At 63.6% G+C, this 21,301-nt stretch carries 12 protein-coding genes; 7 read left to right on the plus strand and 5 right to left on the minus strand.

Going from position 1 to position 21,301, the window contains the following annotated elements; translation table 11 throughout:
• Positions 1 to 121: 121 nt before the first annotated feature.
• The 3 genes from ACPEES_RS14380 to ACPEES_RS14390 all read right to left on the minus strand — a co-directional run bounded on the left by ACPEES_RS14380 (position 122) and on the right by ACPEES_RS14390 (position 9,519).
• On the minus strand, positions 122 to 7,456 hold the full coding sequence (locus ACPEES_RS14380) for an Ig-like domain-containing protein (protein ID WP_435104212.1): 7,335 nt from the start codon (positions 7,454 to 7,456) through the stop codon (positions 122 to 124).
• 309 nt (positions 7,457 to 7,765) lie between these two features.
• On the minus strand, positions 7,766 to 8,215 hold the full coding sequence (locus ACPEES_RS14385) for a hypothetical protein (RefSeq protein WP_435104213.1): 450 nt from the start codon (positions 8,213 to 8,215) through the stop codon (positions 7,766 to 7,768).
• A gap of 119 nt (positions 8,216 to 8,334) precedes the next feature.
• On the minus strand, positions 8,335 to 9,519 hold the full coding sequence (locus ACPEES_RS14390) for an ArnT family glycosyltransferase (RefSeq protein WP_435104214.1): 1,185 nt from the start codon (positions 9,517 to 9,519) through the stop codon (positions 8,335 to 8,337).
• 294 nt (positions 9,520 to 9,813) lie between these two features.
• Here ACPEES_RS14390 and ACPEES_RS14395 point away from each other — a divergent pair, with 294 nt between their 5' ends.
• From ACPEES_RS14395 to ACPEES_RS14405, 3 genes are all read left to right on the plus strand, one after another.
• Entirely contained in the window at positions 9,814 to 10,302 is a 489-nt protein-coding gene (locus tag ACPEES_RS14395) for a dihydrofolate reductase (protein ID WP_435104215.1), read from the plus strand.
• Between the two features lie 155 nt (positions 10,303 to 10,457).
• Complete coding sequence (locus tag ACPEES_RS14400) at positions 10,458 to 11,462, plus strand: hypothetical protein (RefSeq protein WP_435104216.1); 1,005 nt, start codon at positions 10,458 to 10,460, stop codon at positions 11,460 to 11,462.
• A 126-nt stretch (positions 11,463 to 11,588) separates the two neighbouring features.
• On the plus strand, positions 11,589 to 12,953 hold the full coding sequence (locus tag ACPEES_RS14405; RefSeq protein WP_435104217.1) for an OmpP1/FadL family transporter: 1,365 nt from the start codon (positions 11,589 to 11,591) through the stop codon (positions 12,951 to 12,953).
• Positions 12,954 to 13,199: 246 nt separating this feature from the next.
• Here ACPEES_RS14405 and rho read toward each other — a convergent pair whose 3' ends face one another.
• Both rho and trxA read right to left on the minus strand, forming a co-directional pair.
• Complete coding sequence (rho, locus tag ACPEES_RS14410; protein WP_435104218.1) at positions 13,200 to 14,456, minus strand: transcription termination factor Rho; 1,257 nt, start codon at positions 14,454 to 14,456, stop codon at positions 13,200 to 13,202.
• 152 nt (positions 14,457 to 14,608) lie between these two features.
• On the minus strand, positions 14,609 to 14,935 hold the full coding sequence (gene trxA / locus ACPEES_RS14415) for a thioredoxin TrxA (protein ID WP_435104219.1): 327 nt from the start codon (positions 14,933 to 14,935) through the stop codon (positions 14,609 to 14,611).
• 388 nt (positions 14,936 to 15,323) lie between these two features.
• Here trxA and ACPEES_RS14420 point away from each other — a divergent pair, with 388 nt between their 5' ends.
• From ACPEES_RS14420 to gspE, 4 genes are all read left to right on the plus strand, one after another.
• The gene (locus ACPEES_RS14420) at positions 15,324 to 16,553 is read left to right on the plus strand and encodes an ABC transporter substrate-binding protein (protein WP_435104220.1); all 1,230 of its coding nucleotides are present in this window, start codon (positions 15,324 to 15,326) and stop codon (positions 16,551 to 16,553) included.
• A 245-nt stretch (positions 16,554 to 16,798) separates the two neighbouring features.
• Positions 16,799 to 17,671 (plus strand): type II secretion system protein GspC, encoded by an 873-nt coding sequence (gene gspC / locus ACPEES_RS14425; protein WP_435104221.1) that lies wholly within the window; start codon positions 16,799 to 16,801, stop codon positions 17,669 to 17,671.
• 2 nt (positions 17,672 to 17,673) lie between these two features.
• Positions 17,674 to 19,650 (plus strand): type II secretion system secretin GspD, encoded by a 1,977-nt coding sequence (gspD, locus tag ACPEES_RS14430; RefSeq protein WP_435104222.1) that lies wholly within the window; start codon positions 17,674 to 17,676, stop codon positions 19,648 to 19,650.
• Between the two features lie 14 nt (positions 19,651 to 19,664).
• On the plus strand, positions 19,665 to 21,188 hold the full coding sequence (gene gspE / locus ACPEES_RS14435) for a type II secretion system ATPase GspE (protein ID WP_435104223.1): 1,524 nt from the start codon (positions 19,665 to 19,667) through the stop codon (positions 21,186 to 21,188).
• Positions 21,189 to 21,301: the final 113 nt, after the last annotated feature.

Consider the following 21,301-nt stretch of genomic DNA (forward strand, 5'->3'; position numbering starts at 1 on the left):
AGATCACCGAACCGCACACCGTAGGTGTCGACTGCCTCCAGTGCCAGTGTTACGACGTTGCTCTCCGGCTCGTCTGGATCAACCGCGGGAACCGGAACCTGGAAAGTATAAGGGGGCTCTCTCAGCCGAAGCTGATGGAATCGTTCGCCCCCCGCTTCGCGACAAGTCGCACGTACTCGATGCCAACGTCATCGAATGCCTTCACGTTGACGCTGAGCTGCTCACCTTCGACGATCTTCTCACCCGGGTTCGGAGCCTCCACGTCGATCACCGGGCGTTCATCCGGGTGGATTCGGTAGGCCACCTCCCGGGTGCGCTCATTACCCGATGCATCCCGCACGACGACCTTCACCCAAAGATCGAAGCGCGTTTCGTCGCCGACCGGCACAGACTCGAAACGGCTGGCTATCTGTGCCAACCGGTCAACGTTGAGCAGCTGCCGATATACCGGCGTGTCAATGTTGACCGTGGACACCGGTTCCGCATCTTCCGCCGGGACGTTGCCGATCGTCCTCAACGCTGCGCCGTAATCCTCTTTATGGTAAGCGCCCCCCGCTTCCCTCACGGCATACGCTGTGTAGAGCTCCAGTTGCTCGACCTTTACGTTATCGTACGCCTGGAAGGCGAGTTTGAAATCCGACGCTTCCGGGGGGCCGAACCCGGGACCGGGTTCGCTAATGGCCACCTCCGGATTGATATTGTCGGCCACGCCATCGAACGTAATCTCGTGACGCCCCACGGCATTATCGGCGTCTCGGACGATAGCGGTGAGTGTCACCGGCTCGTTGAACTCGATCAGCCCTGCCGGCACGCCCATGACGAATGCCTTTTCTTCGGCATAGGGGCTGTCTCGCCGGCCGTACTCATCGGCCATCGCAACCCCATAATCGGCTTCGATGCGGTCATATAGGGCATCGAAAGCCTGGAGTATCACATCGCGACCACCAATCGCCTCGTCTTCGCGGATATCGCGTTCCGAAACAGTCGAAAGCTTCACGCCATTCGCATAAACTTCGATATTCTGATCGCTCAATTCGCGATCGTCGGTCGCCACCACGCCGACTTTAATCTTGAACGTGCCGGCAGCGATCTGCTGGCCATCCGCAGGTGCCGTAATTCGTACGCCGGGCGACATATTGGTCTGGGGGTGAACCACAAATGTCCGCTTACGGCTGTTGCCGCCACGGTCGGTTACCACCAACTGGTATTCCGTGGGCTGATTGCGCTCGAAGAGTAATTGCGCACGAAGCTCGTCCTCGGCGACCGGAGCTGCCGGACAACGATTGTCCCAGTCCTTCCGATACTCTTCGACTCGTTCACCGCCCGGCTTGACGCGATAAATCACATAGTTTTTCAAACCGGCGTCATCACGCAGCGTCGTTTCGACACCGAAACTTTCACCGACGCGCACCCAGAACTCGTTGAGATTCAATCGCTCGGGCGCGGTCAGAACTTTTTGATACGCACCATTAACTTTGTAACTGAGAAAAGCGTCGAATTGAATCTGTGGAGGCTTATCCGCCCTCACCGGCAACGTCACGAGCTTTTCAGCTGTCGCGCCACTGTGGTCTTCAGCGACCAGGAGCAAATCCAGATTCCCGCCGGCACTCCCTGCCGGCACATCGAAAATCAGCTCATAATTCTCTTGCAGGTATTGCCCCGGCACTTCGTGCACCAGGTCACTGCGATCACGATACAGGCTTAATTTTTTTATCCCGCCGGAGTTATCAAGTGTTTGCGCCTGAATCCGCAGGCGCTCCGTGGGAACGACGGTTCGCCCTTGAGGTGGCTGATCCACGCTCAGGGTGGGCGCTTGCTGGTCGGCGACCAGGTCGTAAACTACCAGCGGCTCAAGCGCCACCGGTCCCCGTTGGTCCGAATATCGGTCGACGCCGTGCGCGAAGACCGCCATGCGTGCAATCCTTGGCCGCGCCGGCACGGGAACGGCATATGACGTTCCCTCCTCAACAGGCCCACCTTCCGCGGTGGTATTAGCACGTTGCACGGGTCGTGATGCCACGATTGCCTCTCCATCGTCATTGAGGCCGGCATCATCGATAAGGGCGGTCATGACGAGGTTGTCACGCCGGATAATGCCCTGTGAGCGTCCTTTCACGGCATGGCCGCGAGCCGCGTCCAGAGTACTCGCGTGAATTCGCAAGCGATTTACGAAAACATCGATAGAATCGCCATTCGCAGCCTTAACCAGGGGAACGATGTCAACGTAAGCGACGTGCTCATCATTTCGTTCGGTCGCGAACAGGCTCTGCACATTGGGTACTTCGCCGCCTCGCAGCTCATAGGCTTCCTGGTAGGAGCTGCACAGACCGGAGACATAACGGATCACACGGTAGCTGACGCTGCCCCCCGCAACCGGGTCCACCGCGATCTCGGCCGAAGAGCCTTCGGTCATATTGGGCAGAGGCCTAACACGAAGCCGGCCGTCCATGGCCTCAAGATAGGGGGTTCCGGCAACACGCACGGTAGCGGACCTGCCATCGGCCTCCGGGTAGGCATACGAAACGACGGGCATAAAGCCGTCATCCGCGTCTGCGCTTCGGAATGCACCGGTCGGGTCACGTGCGCCCCCTGCACCGACACCATGCAGGGACGTATACACGGGCATGTATCGCACCGGTGCATCCGGGGCCGCCAGATCATCTTCGATATCCAGCGTATGGAAAGCGATCGCGCCCTTGACGGGGTCGCTTTCCGGATCGAGATCACTGAGTGACAGCTGCGGCGCAGTGTCAGGCGTTATGCGTACAACCCGGGTTTCGCGGACCGCGTTCCCCTGTGTATCGGACGCCTCTACCACAACCGTCACGGGCACGCCGTCGGCCGGTACCGGCGTAAACCGATCGAGTCCCAATGCGACGTCCTGGACAGTTATCGCTGACTCATCCACGCCCTGGTCTGCCGCCAGGACGGATTCAGGGCGATCGGCCAGGTAAATTTTGTAGTCGGCCACCGAGACGTTGTCACGGATCGTTACCGTCGGTGTGACGGGCCAATTCTCCGCGATCACTTCGGGGAGGTCATCGATCGTCACCGTGGGCGCCTCTTCATCGCCCAGGATGGTTACCGGCACCGCCGGCCCGTCGGTGGTGTTGACGCCCCGGTCCTTGACACGAACGACCAGCGTTACACCGTCTTTCCCCTGCCACCTCAACGCGGATTCGGGCACCACGACACGGCCTTCGAACTCGGCATAGAACCGACGGCCAACAATGACATCGCCAAAAGAGTCCGGGTTCGGAACGCGACGCTCCTCCACACGATCTTTTCTGGAGAGGACCGCCCACTCCAGCGAGAGCTCGCCACCATTGGGTCCGACCAGCACGGCCTCGATGGAGTCGATGTATTGGTTATCGTTGGCTTCCCCCAATACCTCCACGGTATCGCCGGCGGTGACCGACAATGGCTCGCTGGGGGACTCAACCTCAATTCTTGGTGCCTCGAGGTCATCGAGGATCTCGACTTCCAGCAACGCCTCGGCCTGATTGCCGCCTGAATCCACTGCCAGTGCACCGATGCGTAACGCACCATTCTCAGCACGGTGCGGTATCCGCATATGCGCGGAAAGGTACTCATCGGCAGGGATGCCTTCCGGGCCGGGATCGATTGTCTCCGTGAACAGGCGTTTTCCGTTGCTCTCGATGAAAAACTCGACTTTTTCAACGGACCGGTCATCGACGGCACGTACCGTCATGGTAAATGGCTCACCCTCGACCAACCGGGAGCCCTGTGCCGGATCGCGAATGGTTATCTGCGGGGGCCGGTCTTCCCCTAGCGCATAGCGCCAATCGGTTTCCCTGACGTTGCCGAATACATCGCGCACCTCCACTGTCAGAACCAGCTCATCACCGTTTTCCGGAACATTCAGAGTGAAGGCCCCATCGGCGGCGGCTGAGTCGGGCGTGCTTCGATGGATTTCTTTAGACGCCCGAAGAAAGCGGACCAGCTCGATGCGCGAATCGTCGTGTGCCTTCCAATGGACGTCGACTTGATCACCACGATAAAGCGTGCTGCCTTGAGTTGGCTTGCTAACGCCTATCGTCGGTGCCGTATTGTCCGGTTTGATCTTCAGCGTAACCGTGTCGTTGCCGCGCGAGCGCTGCCCGTGGTCGTCGACTGCCTCGACTTGAACCGTTAACGTGTGGGACTCGTTGCTCAGGTCGAGCTCGCCAAGGTCGACCCGAACGCTCGCTTGCGCGGTCTTCCCCGGTGTCAGGCCCTTATCGGCGGACTTGCTCCGTACGAGCACGGGATCCTGCGCCCCGTCCAGGAAAAAGGAAGACTTGAGCTCGTGGACCGCGCTGTCATCCTTGCCCACGATATCGAGACGCACTGTGCCACGCGGCAGGTAACTGCCACGGTCCGGCGTTATGCGGGCGACGCTCGGTGGTTCGTCGGGCTTAACGCCTACGACGACACTGGCCGTAGAGGAATTCCCTGCGGCATCCCAAGCCTCCACTTCCAGCGGATAGCGGTCGTATTCAACGCCCGCACCGCCGGAGAACGCCGGGACACTGACCAGCCTTAATGCGGAAAACGCGTTTACTGCGTCCGGCACCTGCTGGGGAGCGAAATCCTCACCCGCGATCCGGTCATTCAGGTTCCCTGTCAGATGATACTCGCCATCGCGGCGTGCGACGCCTCTGAGCTCCAGCCGATCGACTTCAACGTCGTCATAACCACTGGCCTTGACGACGACCTCTGCGTTTTCGATTACTGGCGCAATCGATTCACCGCCTTCGGTTTTCGCTACCGGTGGCGATACCACGTTGACCACCGGTGACTGTTCGTCCGCACCGAGTGTCACCTCGACCGGGGCGCTGGCACGTTGCTGGCCCGCGCTATCGACAGCCACGGCGTGCAGCCGCAGCCGTTGTTCCTCGCCAGAGATCTCGGGTGGCTCATAACTCACCGAGAATGGGGATGACTCGTCCGCCCCGACCAGGCGGTCCTCGACGAAGAAATCCACGCGAGAGACTTCGACGTCATCGGTAGCTTCCGCGCGGAGCTCGGTACTCAAACCGCCTACAAGATGCGCCCCCGGTTGCGGTCGCGCCAGCGCGACGTCCGGCGGCTGGTCACCCGTCACCGGTATGGTCACCGACTGGGATTTGCTGATTTCGCCGTGGGTATCGATACCCTCGAGGTGGATTTCCAGGCTCTGCCCCTGAAGCTCCTCGGCTATCGCGATGCTGAATTCGTGAGTGACGGTAGTCGCACCGAAGTCATTGCGATCAGCGCCATCGACATCCTCCTCGGAAAAGCTGACGGTCTCGGCGCGCTCTCCGTCGACGAAGAGCTGAAGGGCGGCACCGGTCTCCGGGGCTTCGTCAGTCAGGGTGGCACGTACTACCAGATCCGTCCCTGCCGTCGCTGTCTCCCCCTGGCGAGGCGATTCGAGCTTCACATTGGGGGGCTGATTGCCGAGTACACGTACCAACACCGCCTCGGTGGACTTGCTCTGGTCCCCGATATGCGCGCGTGCCTGCACCGACTGACTGGTTTCGTCAACCGAGATGGAGCCGATAACGCCCTCGGCCCTCCAGAGCTCGAACTTCTTCTCCTTCTTCTTGCCTCCCGCCCCTTCCAGCTCGCGGGTTTCCATGACGGGGAAGTGGGATGCCGCAACCTGACGGCCATCCTGAAAAAACTCGACATAATCGAGTTCGCTGCGTGTCGATCCACTCAACGGGACAGCGAGCTGGTAGTTGACGGAGCCGCCTTCCACGAGACGTTGCCCGCTGCGCGGCTCCTCCAGCGTCAGCGTCGGGAACGACGCGGTTTGCTCGGCGACGACTCGTACATCGCGCTCCGGAGATATCGTCTTCTGCCCCTGGCTATCCGTTACGATAGCCCGGAAGGTCAATACGCTTCCGGCCGACTCTTCGGGAACTGCTACCGAGACCTTATATGGCGGCTGTTGCCGCTGACCGGCCAGGGCTCCATTCATTTCAATTCGAACGGAAGCGACGTCGACGTCGTCCGATGCCTCGGCGACGACTTTGAAAGAGCCTCCCGCAACGGTTTGATCAGGCGGGTCGAAGCTCACTTCGGGCGGCGCATCCTCTGCCACGACGGGCACGTTCGCCGATATCCCCGGATGTTCCTGCAGCCGAATCGTCAGCGGAAGCGGCTCCGCTGACGGAACAATTGCGTTGGCACGCAGCCCCCGGCCCGGCGCCAGATCGAGGACGCCCTCCGCCTCGGCCGGCAACTCGTAGCGCAGATTCAGATTGCTCGCCAGGCCCGCCTGTGTTCCGTCATCGAAAACGCCGACGACTTCAGGCAACGGCTGGTACTGGTTCAGGCGCTCGATGACGAATTGTTCGCCCGCTCCAACACCGCGCGCCCGTAGCCCGACGAGCTCCTTGGATGGGTCCACCTCCACCGGAATAATGACGTCGTCGAGCCCCGGGTAGCTAACAGTGACGGTCACCGGCTCGCCGTTCGTTTCTTCCAGCGGGTAAACCACGCCGCTGCGTGTGACCGAGACCACATCCGGATCGGAAGACGTATAGGTGACACCTGTTCCCAAACCCGGCAGAGGTGTCCAGCCGCGGAACTCGAACTGGACCTCCGGCACGATAGAGACCGACTCCAGGAGGTGAGTGAACACCACGCGTTCGGGTGCCGCTTTCAGATCCTTGACGTCTTCCGACACCTCGCCCCCGGTGAACGACATCCGCGAGAGGCTAGCCTGATTACCGGATGCATCCACGGCGGAGGCTTCGACGAGCACCAAGCCGTCGCGCGCGATAGCACCACGGCTTAACTCGGCATCCACCGGGACTGAAAGCGAGAACTTGGTTTGACCATCCTTGGATGGAGGTACACGCCGCACCCCGTCCGTTTTCGCGAAAGCATTCGTCGCTGCCTCGGCAACCACACCGCCAGCGTCTCTAAGGTCGGAGGCTCTCAACCCAAGCAGGGAGAAGGAGACATAACGCAGATCGACATCGTCAGCAGCTTCGACCCTTACGTCGAGATACTGTCCGGACTCGTCACTTCGAATCACCGCCTGCCCGAACCCGAGGGTTGGCCGCGAGTCCTCGGAGCGGAAAGTCTCGCTATGGTGCTGCGTCGACCCGTCTGAATAGGTAACTGTCGCAGAAGGCGTAAGCGCCGGGAGCCCGTCGCCGTGGAAACGAACCTCGCAAGCGGGCGAGTCGTCGGAGGAGACTTGCTGAGCATCCGTGGTATCGAAGGATTCAGTGGCGCCCGCCACAACCTCCATGCTCGTGACGTCGGAGCAGTCCGATACGCGGAGGACGTATTCGTGACGCTCCTTGTCCGCGCCAAGCGGCGACGCCGCACGGATGTCCACCACAACGTCGGCCGTTGCCGATGCACTGACCAGGAACGTCAGTGCCGCAAATACGTGCTGAATGCATACGCGCCCGCAGAACCATCCCTGAAGACGCTGGTGTCCCCTGGTCACAGCCTTCCCACATCCCTGTTATCGGGCAACGGCACCGATGAGCGAAGGCATTCGTGATGCCCACTCGTGCGGTTACCATCACCCGCTTCGGCAATTTAGAACGTCGTGGGAGCGGCTCGATCACCCGCACGGAATACTCGGGCACGATGTGCCGAGCCATGGGTACCCGGTACCCCAGACCGTCGCGGAAGCCTGGTCACCCCGTCACCAAGGGACTCACCCCCGAATCGATCGCCACGCTCAACACAACCCCATCGAGCGTGACGTAGCGCACACTATCAAAGCTCGAGCACGACGTACAACCCGCTTCTACTCCCACGCGGCGAGCGCATCGAGCGCGCGGCCGTGAATACGTCGCAACGCGATGCGGTCGTGCTCCGAATGTACCTGTAGACGGCTGATCTCTTGCACCAACCACTCGACGCCGGACCGGTTGCGCGACGCGCGAAACACCTCCAGAAGGGCTCCCCAGACACGAACGTTGGAATCATCGGACTTCAGCGCACGCTCCGCGAACGCCCGTGCATCCGGGTGAAACCCGCGTGCTGACGCGTACTCCGCCATGCGCGCCCATCGATCCGAGGCATCGTCCATCGGCACATGCACGTAGTCCTCGTAAACCGGGTCCAGTCTCCGAAGCCGCTCGCGTTCGACACTACGCGTCTGCTGCGCATCCGAAACCCACCCCGGGCCCGGTGCGAGCACCTCTACTGACACGACGCTCAACCCGAACACGCCTCCAGCTACGCAGAGCGGCACCAGCGCTCTCCGACACTTCACCGCCTCCCACAACGTACTGACGCCGAGCCCGGCTATTGGCATGAGTAGCAAGAGCAGTGACAGCCGTTGACGCTCTACGACAAGAAACACGAGAAGCGTCATGGCGTACAACGCCGCACAGCCGAGCAGAACCCGGGTCTCAGCACGTTTACGCTCTGCGCCCCCGAAGCTAGAGTAACCGCAACGAAGCTGAGCACCACGGAAAAATCGACAAAGGCCATTGCCAATGCCGACCGATGCCAGCGCCAAACTCCGAATTGCTCAGGCAGGCCATAGGTCTCTCGACTGAAAAGCGCAACGACCTTGCGCGCCAGAAGGCCAGAGTACGACAGTGGTTCTTCGCGATAGCGATCGATTGTCTTCTCGAACCAGTATTCGCTTTGCTCCCAGCGCGACGGTCGATACCCGAGTTTCTCCGTGAGCACTCGCCCCGATCCGAGCCGATGACCGACCACGTCGTCCCGCAGTCCGGGGACGGTAGCATGGCCACCACGAGCCTCCGGCACATTCCCCACGTAGAAATTCAGACCGACAGGAGACACGATATCCTGCTCGAGCCTGTCACTTTCCAAACCTCCGATAATCCACACGAAACCGATGGCAAGCAGGATCGTGACGCATGCTTTGGTCCTGGCGAGTCTGCTCGGGAGCTCGCCTCGGGGCCACAGCGCCCGGCCCGTTGCGACGACGACCAGAACCACAGATGCAACGCCAAGATTAGGGCGCTCCAGTGTCGCAATGCCCACGCTCAGAACCAGAATGAAGAGCCCCCCGAGACCGCCGCTTCTCAGAAAACGGAAGAATGCAAAAATGGCAACAGGCAGCAAAAAAAGAACAAAAACGGTCTTAATGACCATTCCACTAAAAAAGACAATCGGCGCGCACAGAGCAGTCATCAGGCCCGCCGCCCATGCAGCAACACGCCCATATGCCACGTTTGCCGCCAAAGCGACGAATATCGCACACAGAACAACAAAAACGGAATTCAAAGCGAACAATGAGCTAAAAGACGGCCCTAAAACCCGGTGCGCCAGCGCAAGGAGGTACACGTAAGGATCGTTAGGCATGACAGCGCCAGCAAACCCTCCGTCCCAATCGACGAACGCCCTGTACCAACCCGCATGCCAGTAGAAAAACGCGTCCGAATTCGGATATGCTGGACGCAGCTCAAGTGCCCTGCCGGTCTCAAAGAAATACACACTCTGGATTACTGCTGAGACGAGCCCAACCGCTACAACCAAAGCGACCTCGTGCCGACACAGGCGCCGCCACACTTCTCTCATACCAATGAACCTCCCTGTTCCCGCCATTGAGGTGAGCCAGTCTCCCCCAAACAATGGCACGGGCGATGCGTGCTCCTACCGCTACCGCCGCGTTCGGTCGCCAGCTTGGTGACCAGCTACCCATCTTCGCATTCGAGCGGCAGTCACGCATCACGCCATTGCTATGCTGCGCGCCTGACACGCCCTACCAAAAGCAGGGCCGCCCGGGGAACCTGCGACCAATGCGTCCGTGCCCCCCCTCAAACACGCACATGCCATTGCAATCGAGCCATCCATGTGGTTTCTGTGCGGGGCATGAGCACACCGACAATCACACTAATCGCCGCCATGACCGAAAACCGCGTGATAGGCCGCGACGGGAGGCTGCCCTGGCGGTTGCCGGCGGATATGCGGCATTTCGTCGCCACCACGCGCGGCAAGCCGGTGATCATGGGTCGACGCAACTATGCGGATATCGGCCGCCCGCTGCCGAAGCGGCACAACATCGTGCTCACCCGGAACATGGATTTCCAAGCGCCTGGCTGCACGGTCGTGCACGACCTAGAAGCCGCGCTGGCCGCGGCCGGCGATGCCCCTGAAGTGATGGTCATTGGCGGCGAGCAGATCTACCGGCTGTTCCTGCCTCGCGCCCACCGCATCGAGCTCACCGTCATCGCGACCCGACTTGACGGGGATACGTTCTTCCCCGAGCTCGGTGACGAGTGGCGGGAGACCGCCCGCGACCACCATCCCGCCGATGAGCAGAACGCGTGGCCGATGACGTTCCTGAGACTGGAACGCTAGCGCCAGCGCCGTGAGCGCCGTCCCGATTGCAGCACCGACGCCCCTTGCCTATGCTGACCAACCAGTCGGTCCGACGGTGCAGGCCCGGCGGCGTGCGCGCCATCCTGGCGCCGCACACTCGATTCCACGCAGATCGAAGGAAAGGTAGCACAACGATGACCCTGCCCCGCGGCAAGACGCTCGCCGTCACACTCGCCATGCTCACGACACTCGCCACCGGCTGCGCCAGCAACGGCGAGCCCACGAACCCGGCTCGCCACCCGAGCGATGTCCAGCATCCGGCGCCGGGGGAAGGCGCTCAGTCGGACGAAGAGCTAAGCATCATATCCCTGTTTCTCGGTGACGATGAGGAGGATGGCGACGCCGCCGGCACGACCGCCGATACCGGTGAGCAACGGGCGCTGCGTCAGGAGATCGCCCGGTTGCGGGCGGACCTGCGTGCACGCGAGCCTGAACCCCGTCGCAGCGCAGCCGCCGGTGGCGACCGGGGCCCCGGCGTCGCCTTGCTCTTCCCGAACGCCGGCGACGAGGCAGCGACCCGCGCCTACGCGACCATGGCCCGGGCCGCTGGCGACTACCCCATCGCACCGGTGAGCCCGCAGACGCTCACTAACGCCATGCGCACCCAGCAATGTCCGCAGGCACGCCTCGCCGAATGCGGGCAATCGGTGTCAGCGGCCACACGGGCGCGTGTGGTGGCGATCATCACGGGCGCCGCCCCCGACGGGGACGAGCTGCCCCTGCAGGTGACACTCGTCGACCTGGATCTCGGCATCGAGTATCCGGCCTGGCGGATCGCACTGCCCGCCACGGACGATGGCACCGCCGGTGAGAGCCTCGCCGCACTCGCCGATGCTGTCTACATGCACGCCCTGGAGCGGCTGCGCCTGGCGCCGCGGGTATTCCACGTCGCCAGCGCCGAAGATGGAACACGCTGGGTCATGCAGGACGCCGACGCAGATGCCACGGTGGGCACGCGATTCGGCGTCCACGCCGGGGGCCGGGTCATCCGTAACGGTGGCGATGCCGTGGCATGGCTACCGGACCCCGCCGAGGGCGTTCTGGAAGTCACGGGCCGCACCCCCAACGGGCTGCTTATCCTCGAAAGGGTGAGCGGCCGGGCACCGAAGCAGACGGACCTGATATTGCCGGCGGGTTAACTCCATACGCCAGCGTATTGACGGCCGTACCAGCGCCGGCTTATGTTTGGGTCCGTACGCTGCCGTATGCTCGGGCACTTGTGCAGCGTCGGTCCCGAATAAAACACCCATGGAGGAGGAGGTGCCATGATGGCCAAACACCGCGTTCCCCGGCGCATCCTGATTGCATCCTCGGCGCTGGCGCTGGCCGGCGCCATGACCACGGCCCACGCCACCGGCTTCCAGATTCGCGAACAGAGTGCGAAGACTCTCGCCAACTCTCTCGCCAATGCAGCGGCCGGCGCGGAGGACGCCAGTTTCATGGCGTACAATCCGGCGGCGATCGGCAATATCGACGGCAACCAGGTCGCCGGCGGTCTCGCCTTCATCGATGCTGATTTCGATCTCAGCGACGGCCAGGCCTCCGCTCAGACACCCATGGGGCCGGTGCCGTACTCCGGCAGCTCGGGTGAGAGTGGCGAAAGCGAGCTCGTGCCGTCACTCGCGGCAAAATACCAGTTCCGTGACGACCTCGACCTGGGAATCGCCCTGTACGCACCGTACGGCCTGGCCACGGAGTACGACGACGACTGGATCGGCCGTTATCACGCCATCGAGACGGAACTCAAGACGATCGACATCCAGCCCACGATCAATTACCGGCTCACAGATCGGGTCTCCCTGGGTGCCGGCCTGCGCTTCCAGTACGCGGACGCCACCCTCACCAACGCCCTGGACCTCGGCGCGATGGGTGCGCAGGCTGGTGTACCCGGCGCGGGGATCGGCCAGAACGATGGCATGGCCGAGGTCACCGGCGACGACTGGGGGGTCGGCTATACCATCGGCGCCCTGTTCGACATCACCGAGCGCACACGCTTCGGCGTCTCCTATCGCTCCAAGGTCGAGCTGGAGCTCGAGGGGGATGCGGAATTCAGCGCCTCCGACCCGGTCGCACAGGCCGTGCTTCAGGGGGCGCAGGCGCAGGGCCGGCTCACTGACACCGACGGCACCGCGGAGCTCACGACGCCGGGCAACCTGAACATCGGCGTCTATCACCAGGCAACCGACCGCCTGGCCGTCATGGCCAATGCAGAGTGGACACGGTGGAGCGAGTTCGACGAGCTCGTGGTCGAATTTGGCGACAACACGCCGGACAGCGTCACCAAGGAAAACTGGGACAACTCCTGGGCACTATCGGTCGGTGCGAACTACGCGCTCAACAATCGGTGGCTGCTGCGCGGTGGCGTCGGCATCGACGAGACACCTGTTCCCGACGCCCAACACCGCACGCCGCGCGTCCCGGACGTGGATCGGACCTGGCTTTCGGTGGGAGCCACTTTCTCGCCCTCGGAGCGTCTGGGCGTAACCGCTGCGCTGATGCACATCTTCTTCGACGAAGGGGAAACCGATCTGCGGGCGAGCGACCCGGGCAACGCCAGCCGCGGCAACCTCTCCGGGGAGTACGACGGCTCGGCCAATGTAATCGCCGTCTCCGCCGATTACCGATTCTGACCAGCGGGCACCGACGGGACGAAAAAGGCCGGCTCCCGCAAAGGGGCCGGCCTTTTTCGTCCCACAAAGCCCGGACGACCGATCTGCAGCGAAGGGGCAGGATCGGCAACCGATGCTCTTCGCGCTTGGCTGGTATAGCCTCGTCCCCGTGTCTTCTCGAAGCTGCTTCGGGACGACACAACGCGCTCCGGGGCGCCCGGCACCCCGGCGCGTCCCGAGCCTTCCTTCTTCTTATCGGTCTTCGACCTACCGCTTCATGTAGTCGAAGAACTCCCCGTTGGTCTTGGTGTCCTTGAGCTTGTCGAGCAGGAACTCGATGGCAGCGAGCTCGTCCATCGGATGGAGCAGCTTGCGCAGAATCCAGACCTTTTGCAGCTCCTCCGGCGACATGAGGAGCTCCTCGCGGCGGGTACCGGAGCGATTGATGTTAATCGCCGGGTAGATGCGTTTCTCGGAGATCCGGCGATCCAGGTGGATCTCCATGTTACCGGTGCCCTTGAACTCCTCGTAGATCACGTCGTCCATGCGCGAGCCGGTTTCCACCAGCGAGGTCGCGATGATGGTGAGGCTGCCACCCTCCTCGACGTTTCGTGCCGCGCCGAAGAAGCGCTTCGGCCGATGCAGCGCGTTGGCGTCCACACCACCGGTGAGCACCTTGCCGGAGGAAGGCACCACGGTATTGTAGGCACGCGCGAGCCGGGTGATGGAGTCGAGGAGAATGACCACATCCTTCTTGTGCTCCACGAGCCGCTTGGCCTTCTCGATCACCATCTCGGCGACCTGCACGTGCCGGTTCGCCGGCTCGTCGAACGTCGAGGACACCACCTCGCCGCGTACCGTGCGCTGCATCTCCGTGACCTCCTCGGGTCGCTCGTCGATGAGCAGCACGATCACGTAGCACTCGGGATAGTTACTGGTGATGGACTGGGCGATGTTCTGCAGCAACATCGTCTTGCCCGCCTTGGGCGGTGAGACGATGAGCCCGCGCTGCCCCTTGCCGATGGGCGCGGTGAGATCGATGACCCGCGCGGTCAGATCCTCGGTGGAGCCGTTGCCACGCTCCATGACCATACGCTCCTTGGCGAAAAGGGGCGTGAGGTTCTCGAAGAGGACCTTGTGCTTGGCCGCTTCGGGCTTCTCGAAATTGATCTCGTTGACCTTGAGCAGAGCGAAGTACCGCTCACCTTCCTTGGGCGGCCGAATCTTGCCCGCGATCGTGTCCCCCGTTCGCAGGCTGAAGCGTCGGATCTGGCTGGGCGAGACGTAAATGTCATCCGGGCCTGCGAGATAGGAGCTATCCGCCGAGCGCAGAAAGCCGAAGCCGTCCTGGAGAATTTCCAGTACGCCATCCCCCCAGATGTCCTCGCCCTTCTTCGCCTGGGCCTTGAGGATCGAGAAGATGACGTCCTGCTTGCGGTTGCGCGCCATCCCCTCGATACCGAGCGACTGCGCGATCTCAACCAGCTCGGTCGCGGGTTTTTGCTTGAGTTCCGTGAGATTCATCGCCTACTGCTTCATGGGCTGTGTCCCCCCGCGCTAGCCATCGGCAATCCGTTCCGGACCTTCGTCTCAATGGTGGCGACCGGTGACCGGCAGGCGGGGATTCGGAGATTTCAGGATGGACGGCTTACGGCGGGGCGCCGGCCGTCCCGGCTTCAGAGATTGCTGTCGATGAACGCGGTCAGCTGCGACTTGGACAGCGCGCCCACCTTTGTGGCCTCCACATTACCGTTCTTGAAGAGCATCAGCGTGGGAATGCCGCGGATACCATAGCGCGGCGGTGTTTCCGGATTCTCGTCGATATTGAGCTTGACGACCTTCAGCTGCGCCCCGTAGGCGCCAGCGACCTCGTCGAGTATCGGTGCGATCATCTTGCACGGGCCGCACCATTCGGCCCAGTAGTCCACCAGCACGGGTTCGCTGGCATTGAGCACCTCGCGTTCGAATGTCTCGTCCGAGGCATGCACGATGTCTGCACTCACGACTTGGGACCTCCAGGGATTCCTCGCTGGAAACGCATGGATATAGCAGGGCTGTCCGTCGACTTAAGGATAATAGTAGTGCGGAAACGACCGACTGATGCGGGAAACGGGGGAGGCACGCTGTGCCGATCTGGGAGCTAACGATAGCGGTGCCCCCCATCGGTGTCAATGGCCTCGATCGTTACTGGCCCGAACGGCTTGCCCGACTCCCGGCTTACCGCACCCATGAAGCAGCTAGGGTCGGGGCGCGCGCGGGCGAACATGAACTCGTCGTGCGCTCGCGTTCGCGAGCGGCCCGGGGTTACATTGAGCTCAAGCCGTTCGGGCATCCGCTCGAAGGCTGGATAACGACAACAGCATTCCGACACCGCGAGCAGGAGGGGGCACCATGAAGCAAGGGAGACTGCGTGGCTCCGTGTGGGCCCTGGCATTGCTGGCCACGATGACCGGCTCTGCCGCCGCTGCCATGTCCGATGGCGTGGTGCGCGTGCTGGTTCTCACCAACCTATCGGGCACTTATTCCGACTTCACCGGCCAGGGCTCGGTCGCAGCCGCGGAGATGGCCGCCGAAGCGCTCGAGCGAACGGTCGCCGGCACACCTGTGGAGGTGCTGACGAGGGATTCGGAGCTGGATCCGGACGTCGCTGTCCGGCGCCTGCGCGAAACCCACGCGGAAACACCAGTGGACATGGTAGTGGGCCTGTCGGCTTCCAACACGGCGCTGGCGGTCCAACGCTTCGCCGAGAAACACGGCATCGTCACCCTGCACAGCGCCCCTTCGAGCACTGCATTCAATGACGAGAACTGCTCCCCGCTCGCCGTCCAGTGGGGGTTCAATACCCATGCGCTCGCCCAGTCCGTCGCCACCAGCCTGGTGGAACGCGGCGCCCGTCGCTGGTACTTCGTCACCGCCGACTACAATTTCGGCCATGACCTCAGGGACCAGGTCGCCGCGGTGGTCACGGCCAATGGCGGCGAGGTGGTGGGCGAAAGCGTGATCCCCAGCCCGGCAGGCCCCGAAGCGATGGCCGAGGCGGTAAACGAGGCAGCAGCCTCCCCGGCGGACGTGCTCGGTCTGGCCAACGCCGGCGAGGACACGCAGCTCGCGCTGCGTCAGAGTTATGCCCAGGGGCTGCAGATGAAGGATGTCGCACCGGTGGCGATCGAGTTCTACATCACCGACGTGCGAAGCCTCGGGGTCTACGTCACCACTGGTCTGCGCTTCGCGACGAGCTTCTACTGGAACCGTGACGCCCGTGCACGAGAGTGGTCCCAGCGCTTCCTGCGCCGTCACGGCAGCCCGCCGACTTCGCCGCAGGCAGGCGTATACTCGGCGACGCGCCACTACCTGGAAGCTGTGGCCGCCGCCGGGACGGACGAAGGCGAACGGGTGATGGCGGCCATGCGCGCCCGGCCGGTGGACGATGGCGTGTTCACCAGCGACGGTCGCGTGCTCGCGAACAGCCGCATGCTCCACGACATGCTCCTCGTCGAAGTAAAGCAACCGATGGACATCGAGCGTACCGGTGACTATCTCGAAGTGCTCGAGACGGTTCCCCGGGGCACGGCATTCCGCGACCCGCGAGAGACGGGATGCCCGCTCACCTCGGAGTCCTGACGCGCGACCTGTTAGCATTGGTGTCACGATTGGTACTAAGGTGGTGACACCGGTGCACGACAGTCGGCTCATCACCCGCGGGGCCGGTCACGTGTTGCGCCGGCTTCCACCGATTATGGGCTACCGCTAGTACCAGCCAGCTTGCAGCGGCGCAGCCGCGTTCCTTAAGCTCGCGCAATCAGGCTCGCAGCGGCCACGGGAAACGGACATCCCCCACGGAGCAGCCCGCATTGGCACTATCGGCAATGACACCATCTTTCGATCCCGCCTCGCGCACGGGCGCCCGGGTGGCCGCGGTCGTGACCGTGGCCGCCACCATGGCGCTCGCCTGGCAGGCGGCTCGCCTGAGCTGGCTGCTGTGGCCCGACGCGGACACGGAACCGCCACCGCCGCCGGCGCTGTCCCTCGACGACGCCGGCGGTTCCGGCGATACCGGACCCGACTACCAGCGCATTGCCTCCGCGCACCTGTTCGGCGAAGCGACGGCCGAGAAGGAAGAGACGGCGACGCCGCGCGAAGCGCCCGAGACGCAGCTCGACCTAACCCTCCGTGGCGTGCTCGCCGGCGATGACGGCACTTCCGGCCTGGCCATCATCGCCGCCGGCGGCGACCCCGATGCCCTGTTCCGACATGGCGACGAGCTTCCCGGCGGTGCCGTGATCGATGCCATTTACGGTGATCGCGTGATTCTCATGCGCAACGGTCGCCACGAAGCACTCAATCTGCCGGAGGATAGTCTCGGCGCCGGTACCGAGACTGCCACGCAATCGCCCTCGGGCAATAGGCAGACGGCGGGCGACGGCTCGCTCCAGCGCTATCGCGACCGGCTGCGTCGCGACCCCGGCGCGCTTCAGCGGATGCTGCAGCCGGTTCCCGTGCGCGACGCCAACGGCAACCTCACCGGCTTCCGAATCGAGGGCGGCAACCGGGAACTGTTGAGCGCGGCGGGACTGGAGAGCGGTGACGTGGTCACCTCCATCGACGGCATCGCTCTCGAGAATCAACAGGCGGCGATGCGCGCGCTGCAGCGCCTCGGCAACGCCAGCCGCGTTACACTCACCGTCACTCGCAACGGCAATCGGCGCCAAGTGGTGCTTGATTTCGGCAACCAGGGATGAACATGCGCTCCGCGACGTCGCTACTCGACCCGCTGCGCGGCCTCGCCGCCGCAGTTGCACTTCTCGTTCTCGCCGCACCGGCCGTGCAGGCGCAGGAACAGATCACACTCAACCTCAAGGATGCCGAATTGTCGGCGCTGATCAACACGGTCGCCGAGGTCACCGGTCGTAACTTCGTGGTCGACCCCCGCGTCCAGGCCCAGGTGACCGTGGTATCCAAGCGCCCGATGAATGCCGACGAGCTCTACAAGGTTTTCCTGTCGATTCTCCAGGTTCACGGCTTTTCGGCGATTCCCTCGGGCGAGATCACCAAGATCGTGCCCGATATCAACGCCCGCCAGCTCGGCACCGAGGACGGCGACGCCATCGGCGGGGACGAGATCGTCACACGCGTACTGCGCGTGCAGAATGTCCCCGTCGCCCAGCTAGTGCCCATCCTCAGGCCGCTGATCCCGCAGCAGGGCCACTTCGCCGCTTATCCACCCACCAACGTGCTGATCATCTCCGATCACGCGGCCAACGTGGAGCGCCTGGCAGGCATCGTCCAGCGCATCGACCGCGCCGGCTCCGCTGAGATCGAGGTCATCGACCTTGAGCACGCCACGAGCGAGGACATGGTCCAGCTGCTCCAGCAATTGCGCCAGAATCAGGCTCAGGGCGGTGGTGGTGGCGCCAGCGTGCAGATTGCCGCAGACCCGCGCACCAACAGCATCATCCTCGCCGGCCCCGAGGAGGAACGGTTGCGTCTGCGCGCACTCGTCGCCCGACTCGACACGCCGCTCCAGGCCGACGCCGGCAACACCCAGGTGGTCTATCTCAACTTCGCCAAGGCCACCGACCTCGCCGAGGTGCTTCAGGGCGTTAGCGAGAACATTCGCGCGCAGAAGGAGCAAAATGGCGAGGGTCAGGCGCCGGCCACAGGTGAGGACGGCGAGGTCAGCATCCAGCCGGACGAGACCACCAATTCCCTGGTCATCAGCGCGCCCCCGCAGATTCAGCAGGAACTGCGCGCGGTGATCGACAAGCTCGACGTACGCCGCGCGCAGGTGGTCATCGAGGCGGCTATCGCCGAGGTTTCCGCGGATACCGCCGCCGAGCTCGGTTTCCAGTGGGCTATCGATGGCTCGGGTGACAGCGACTCCGCAGTCGGAGGGACCAGCTTCGGTAATTCCACCGTCAGTGGTGGCGACAGCCTCGGCGGCATCATCAACTCGCTCAGCCGGGACGAGACCCCGAACGTCGGCCAGGGTCTCAACCTCGCGGTGGGGGACCTCGCCGGCGGCGTGCGCTTCGCCGCGCTGCTGCGCGCGCTGGCAAGCAACGCCGACACCAACATTCTCTCGACACCGTCGCTGGTGACGCTGGACAACCAGGAGGCCGAGATCACCGTCGCCCAGAACGTCCCGTTCGTCACCGGCTCGTTCTCGGAAACGGGCGACGGCGGCTCCGGCGTGAACCCCTTCCAGACCATCGAGCGCAAGGACGTTGGCCTGATCCTCAAGGTCAAACCCCAGATCAACGAGGGCAACTCGGTGCTGCTGGAGATCGAGCAGGAAGTCTCCAGCGTTTCCCAGAGCACCCAGGCGGTGGACCTCATCACCGACAAGCGGGCGATCACCACCAGCGTGCTGGTGGACAGCGGGAAACTCGTGGTCCTGGGAGGGCTGATCGACGAGCAGGTGCGCGAGACCGAGCGCAAGGTGCCGCTGCTCGGGGATATCCCCGGCCTCGGCGAGCTCTTCCGCTACCGCTCCTCCGACAGCGAGAAGCGCAACCTGATGGTTTTCCTGCGTCCGCGCATCGTTCGCGACGAGGCGACCATGACCCGTTACGCGAGCGATAAGTACAAGCAGATGCGCGACACCCAGAAGGCCCAGCGTGACCGCGGTGTGGATCTGCTGCCGGACAAGACGGCACCGGTGTTGCCGCCGCTGGAGAAACCCGAGCTGCCGCCACCGTTCACCGCCCAAGCCGGCTAGGGCCCGAGACCGCAATGGACCACGAGGAACTGCTCCGCCACGACGAACGCGACGCGGATCCCGGCGAGGGCCCTCACCGGCCGTCGTTCGGCTTCGCTCGGCGCCACGGAGTACTCGTGCGGGAGGTCGACGAGCACGGCGCCCGCGTCATTTGTCGGCCGGGGGCGCCGCTGACGGTGCTCGCCGATCTGCGCCGCAGCCTGGGCGTGCCCATGCACGTGGAGCGTCTGGACGCCGACCGCTTCGAGGCGCTGCTCCAGGAGGCCTACGAAACCACCTCCGGCGAGACCATGCAGGCCATGGAGGATCTGGGCGACGACCTGGACCTCTCGCGGATCGCCGAATCCATGCCCGAGCCGGAAGATCTCCTCGAAAGCGAGGACGACGCGCCGATCATCCGGCTCATCAATGCGCTGCTCACCGAAGCCATTCGTGAGGGCGCCTCCGACGTGCACATCGAACCCTTCGAGAGCCGGCTGACAGTACGCTTCCGGGTCGACGGCGTGCTCCGGGAAGTATTGCAGCCGCCACGCAGCATGGCGCCGCTGCTGGTCTCGCGCATCAAGGTCATGGCCCGGCTCGACATCGCCGAGAAGCGCGTCCCCCAGGACGGCCGCATCTCGTTGCGCATCGCCGGGCGCGCGGTGGACGTGCGTGTCTCGACCCTGCCCGGCGGCCATGGCGAACGCGTGGTGCTACGCCTGCTCGATAAACAGGCCGGACGCCTGGACCTGGAACACCTGGGCATGGACGATGCCTCCCGCAGGGAGATCGACGCCCTCGTCCACCGGCCCCACGGCATCCTGCTGGTCACCGGCCCGACCGGCTCGGGCAAGACCACCACGCTTTACGCCGCGCTCACACGCCTGAACGAGCGCAGCCGCAACATTCTCACGGTCGAGGACCCGATCGAGTACTATCTCGACGGCGTGGGCCAGACGCAGGTGAACACGCGCGTGGACATGACCTTCGCCCGCGGGCTGCGTGCCATACTGCGCCAGGATCCGGACGTGGTCATGGTTGGCGAGATCCGCGATCTGGAGACCGCGGAGATCGCGGTGCAAGCCTCGCTCACCGGCCACATGGTGCTGTCGACGCTGCACACCAACACCGCCATCGGCGCGGTGACGCGGCTGCGTGACATGGGCGTGGAGCCGTTCCTGCTCTCCTCGAGCCTGGTGGGCGTGCTCGCCCAGCGCCTGGTGCGGCGGCTCTGCCCGTCCTGCCGGGAGCCCTACACCGCGAATGACGCCGAATGCGGATCACTGGGGGTGGACCCCACGAGCCCGCCGACGCTTTACCGCGCCGTGGGCTGCGAGGCATGCAACGGCCTGGGCTATCGCGGACGCAGCGGCCTGTTCGAGCTGGTAGTGGTGGACGAGACGCTGCGCACGCAGATCCACGACGGCGCCGGCGAGCAGGCCATGGAAGCGCACGCCCGCACGCGCACCCCGAGCCTGCGCAGCGACGGCGTCCGCCGCGTCCTCGACGGTGAGACCACGCTGGAGGAAGTGGTACGGGTCACGACAGAGTCGTGACCGCCGTTACGGGTTCCGGATTTCGAGTGCCGCGTTTCACGACGCCAACCGTCGTCGCGACACCGACCCCGGCCCCCACTCCCGAAACCTGAAACGCGAAACACGGAACTCGG

This window comes from Arhodomonas sp. AD133 (genome assembly GCF_051195215.1).
Classification (GTDB): Bacteria; Pseudomonadota; Gammaproteobacteria; order Nitrococcales; family Nitrococcaceae; genus Arhodomonas.

What these genes read in the sequence shown, in the direction of transcription:
- ACPEES_RS14390 (WP_435104214.1), bottom strand. Translation starts at nt 9,519, where the DNA reads ATGAGAGAAGTGTGGCGGCGCCTGTGTCGGCACGAGGTCGCTTTGGTT.
- ACPEES_RS14420 (WP_435104220.1), top strand. Translation starts at nt 15,324, where the DNA reads ATGAAGCAAGGGAGACTGCGTGGCTCCGTGTGGGCCCTGGCATTGCTG.
- gspD (WP_435104222.1), top strand. Translation starts at nt 17,674, where the DNA reads ATGCGCTCCGCGACGTCGCTACTCGACCCGCTGCGCGGCCTCGCCGCC.
- rho (WP_435104218.1), bottom strand. Translation starts at nt 14,456, where the DNA reads ATGAATCTCACGGAACTCAAGCAAAAACCCGCGACCGAGCTGGTTGAG.
- ACPEES_RS14395 (WP_435104215.1), top strand. Translation starts at nt 9,814, where the DNA reads ATGAGCACACCGACAATCACACTAATCGCCGCCATGACCGAAAACCGC.
- gspC (WP_435104221.1), top strand. Translation starts at nt 16,799, where the DNA reads ATGACACCATCTTTCGATCCCGCCTCGCGCACGGGCGCCCGGGTGGCC.
- ACPEES_RS14400 (WP_435104216.1), top strand. Translation starts at nt 10,458, where the DNA reads ATGACCCTGCCCCGCGGCAAGACGCTCGCCGTCACACTCGCCATGCTC.
- gspE (WP_435104223.1), top strand. Translation starts at nt 19,665, where the DNA reads ATGGACCACGAGGAACTGCTCCGCCACGACGAACGCGACGCGGATCCC.
- ACPEES_RS14405 (WP_435104217.1), top strand. Translation starts at nt 11,589, where the DNA reads ATGATGGCCAAACACCGCGTTCCCCGGCGCATCCTGATTGCATCCTCG.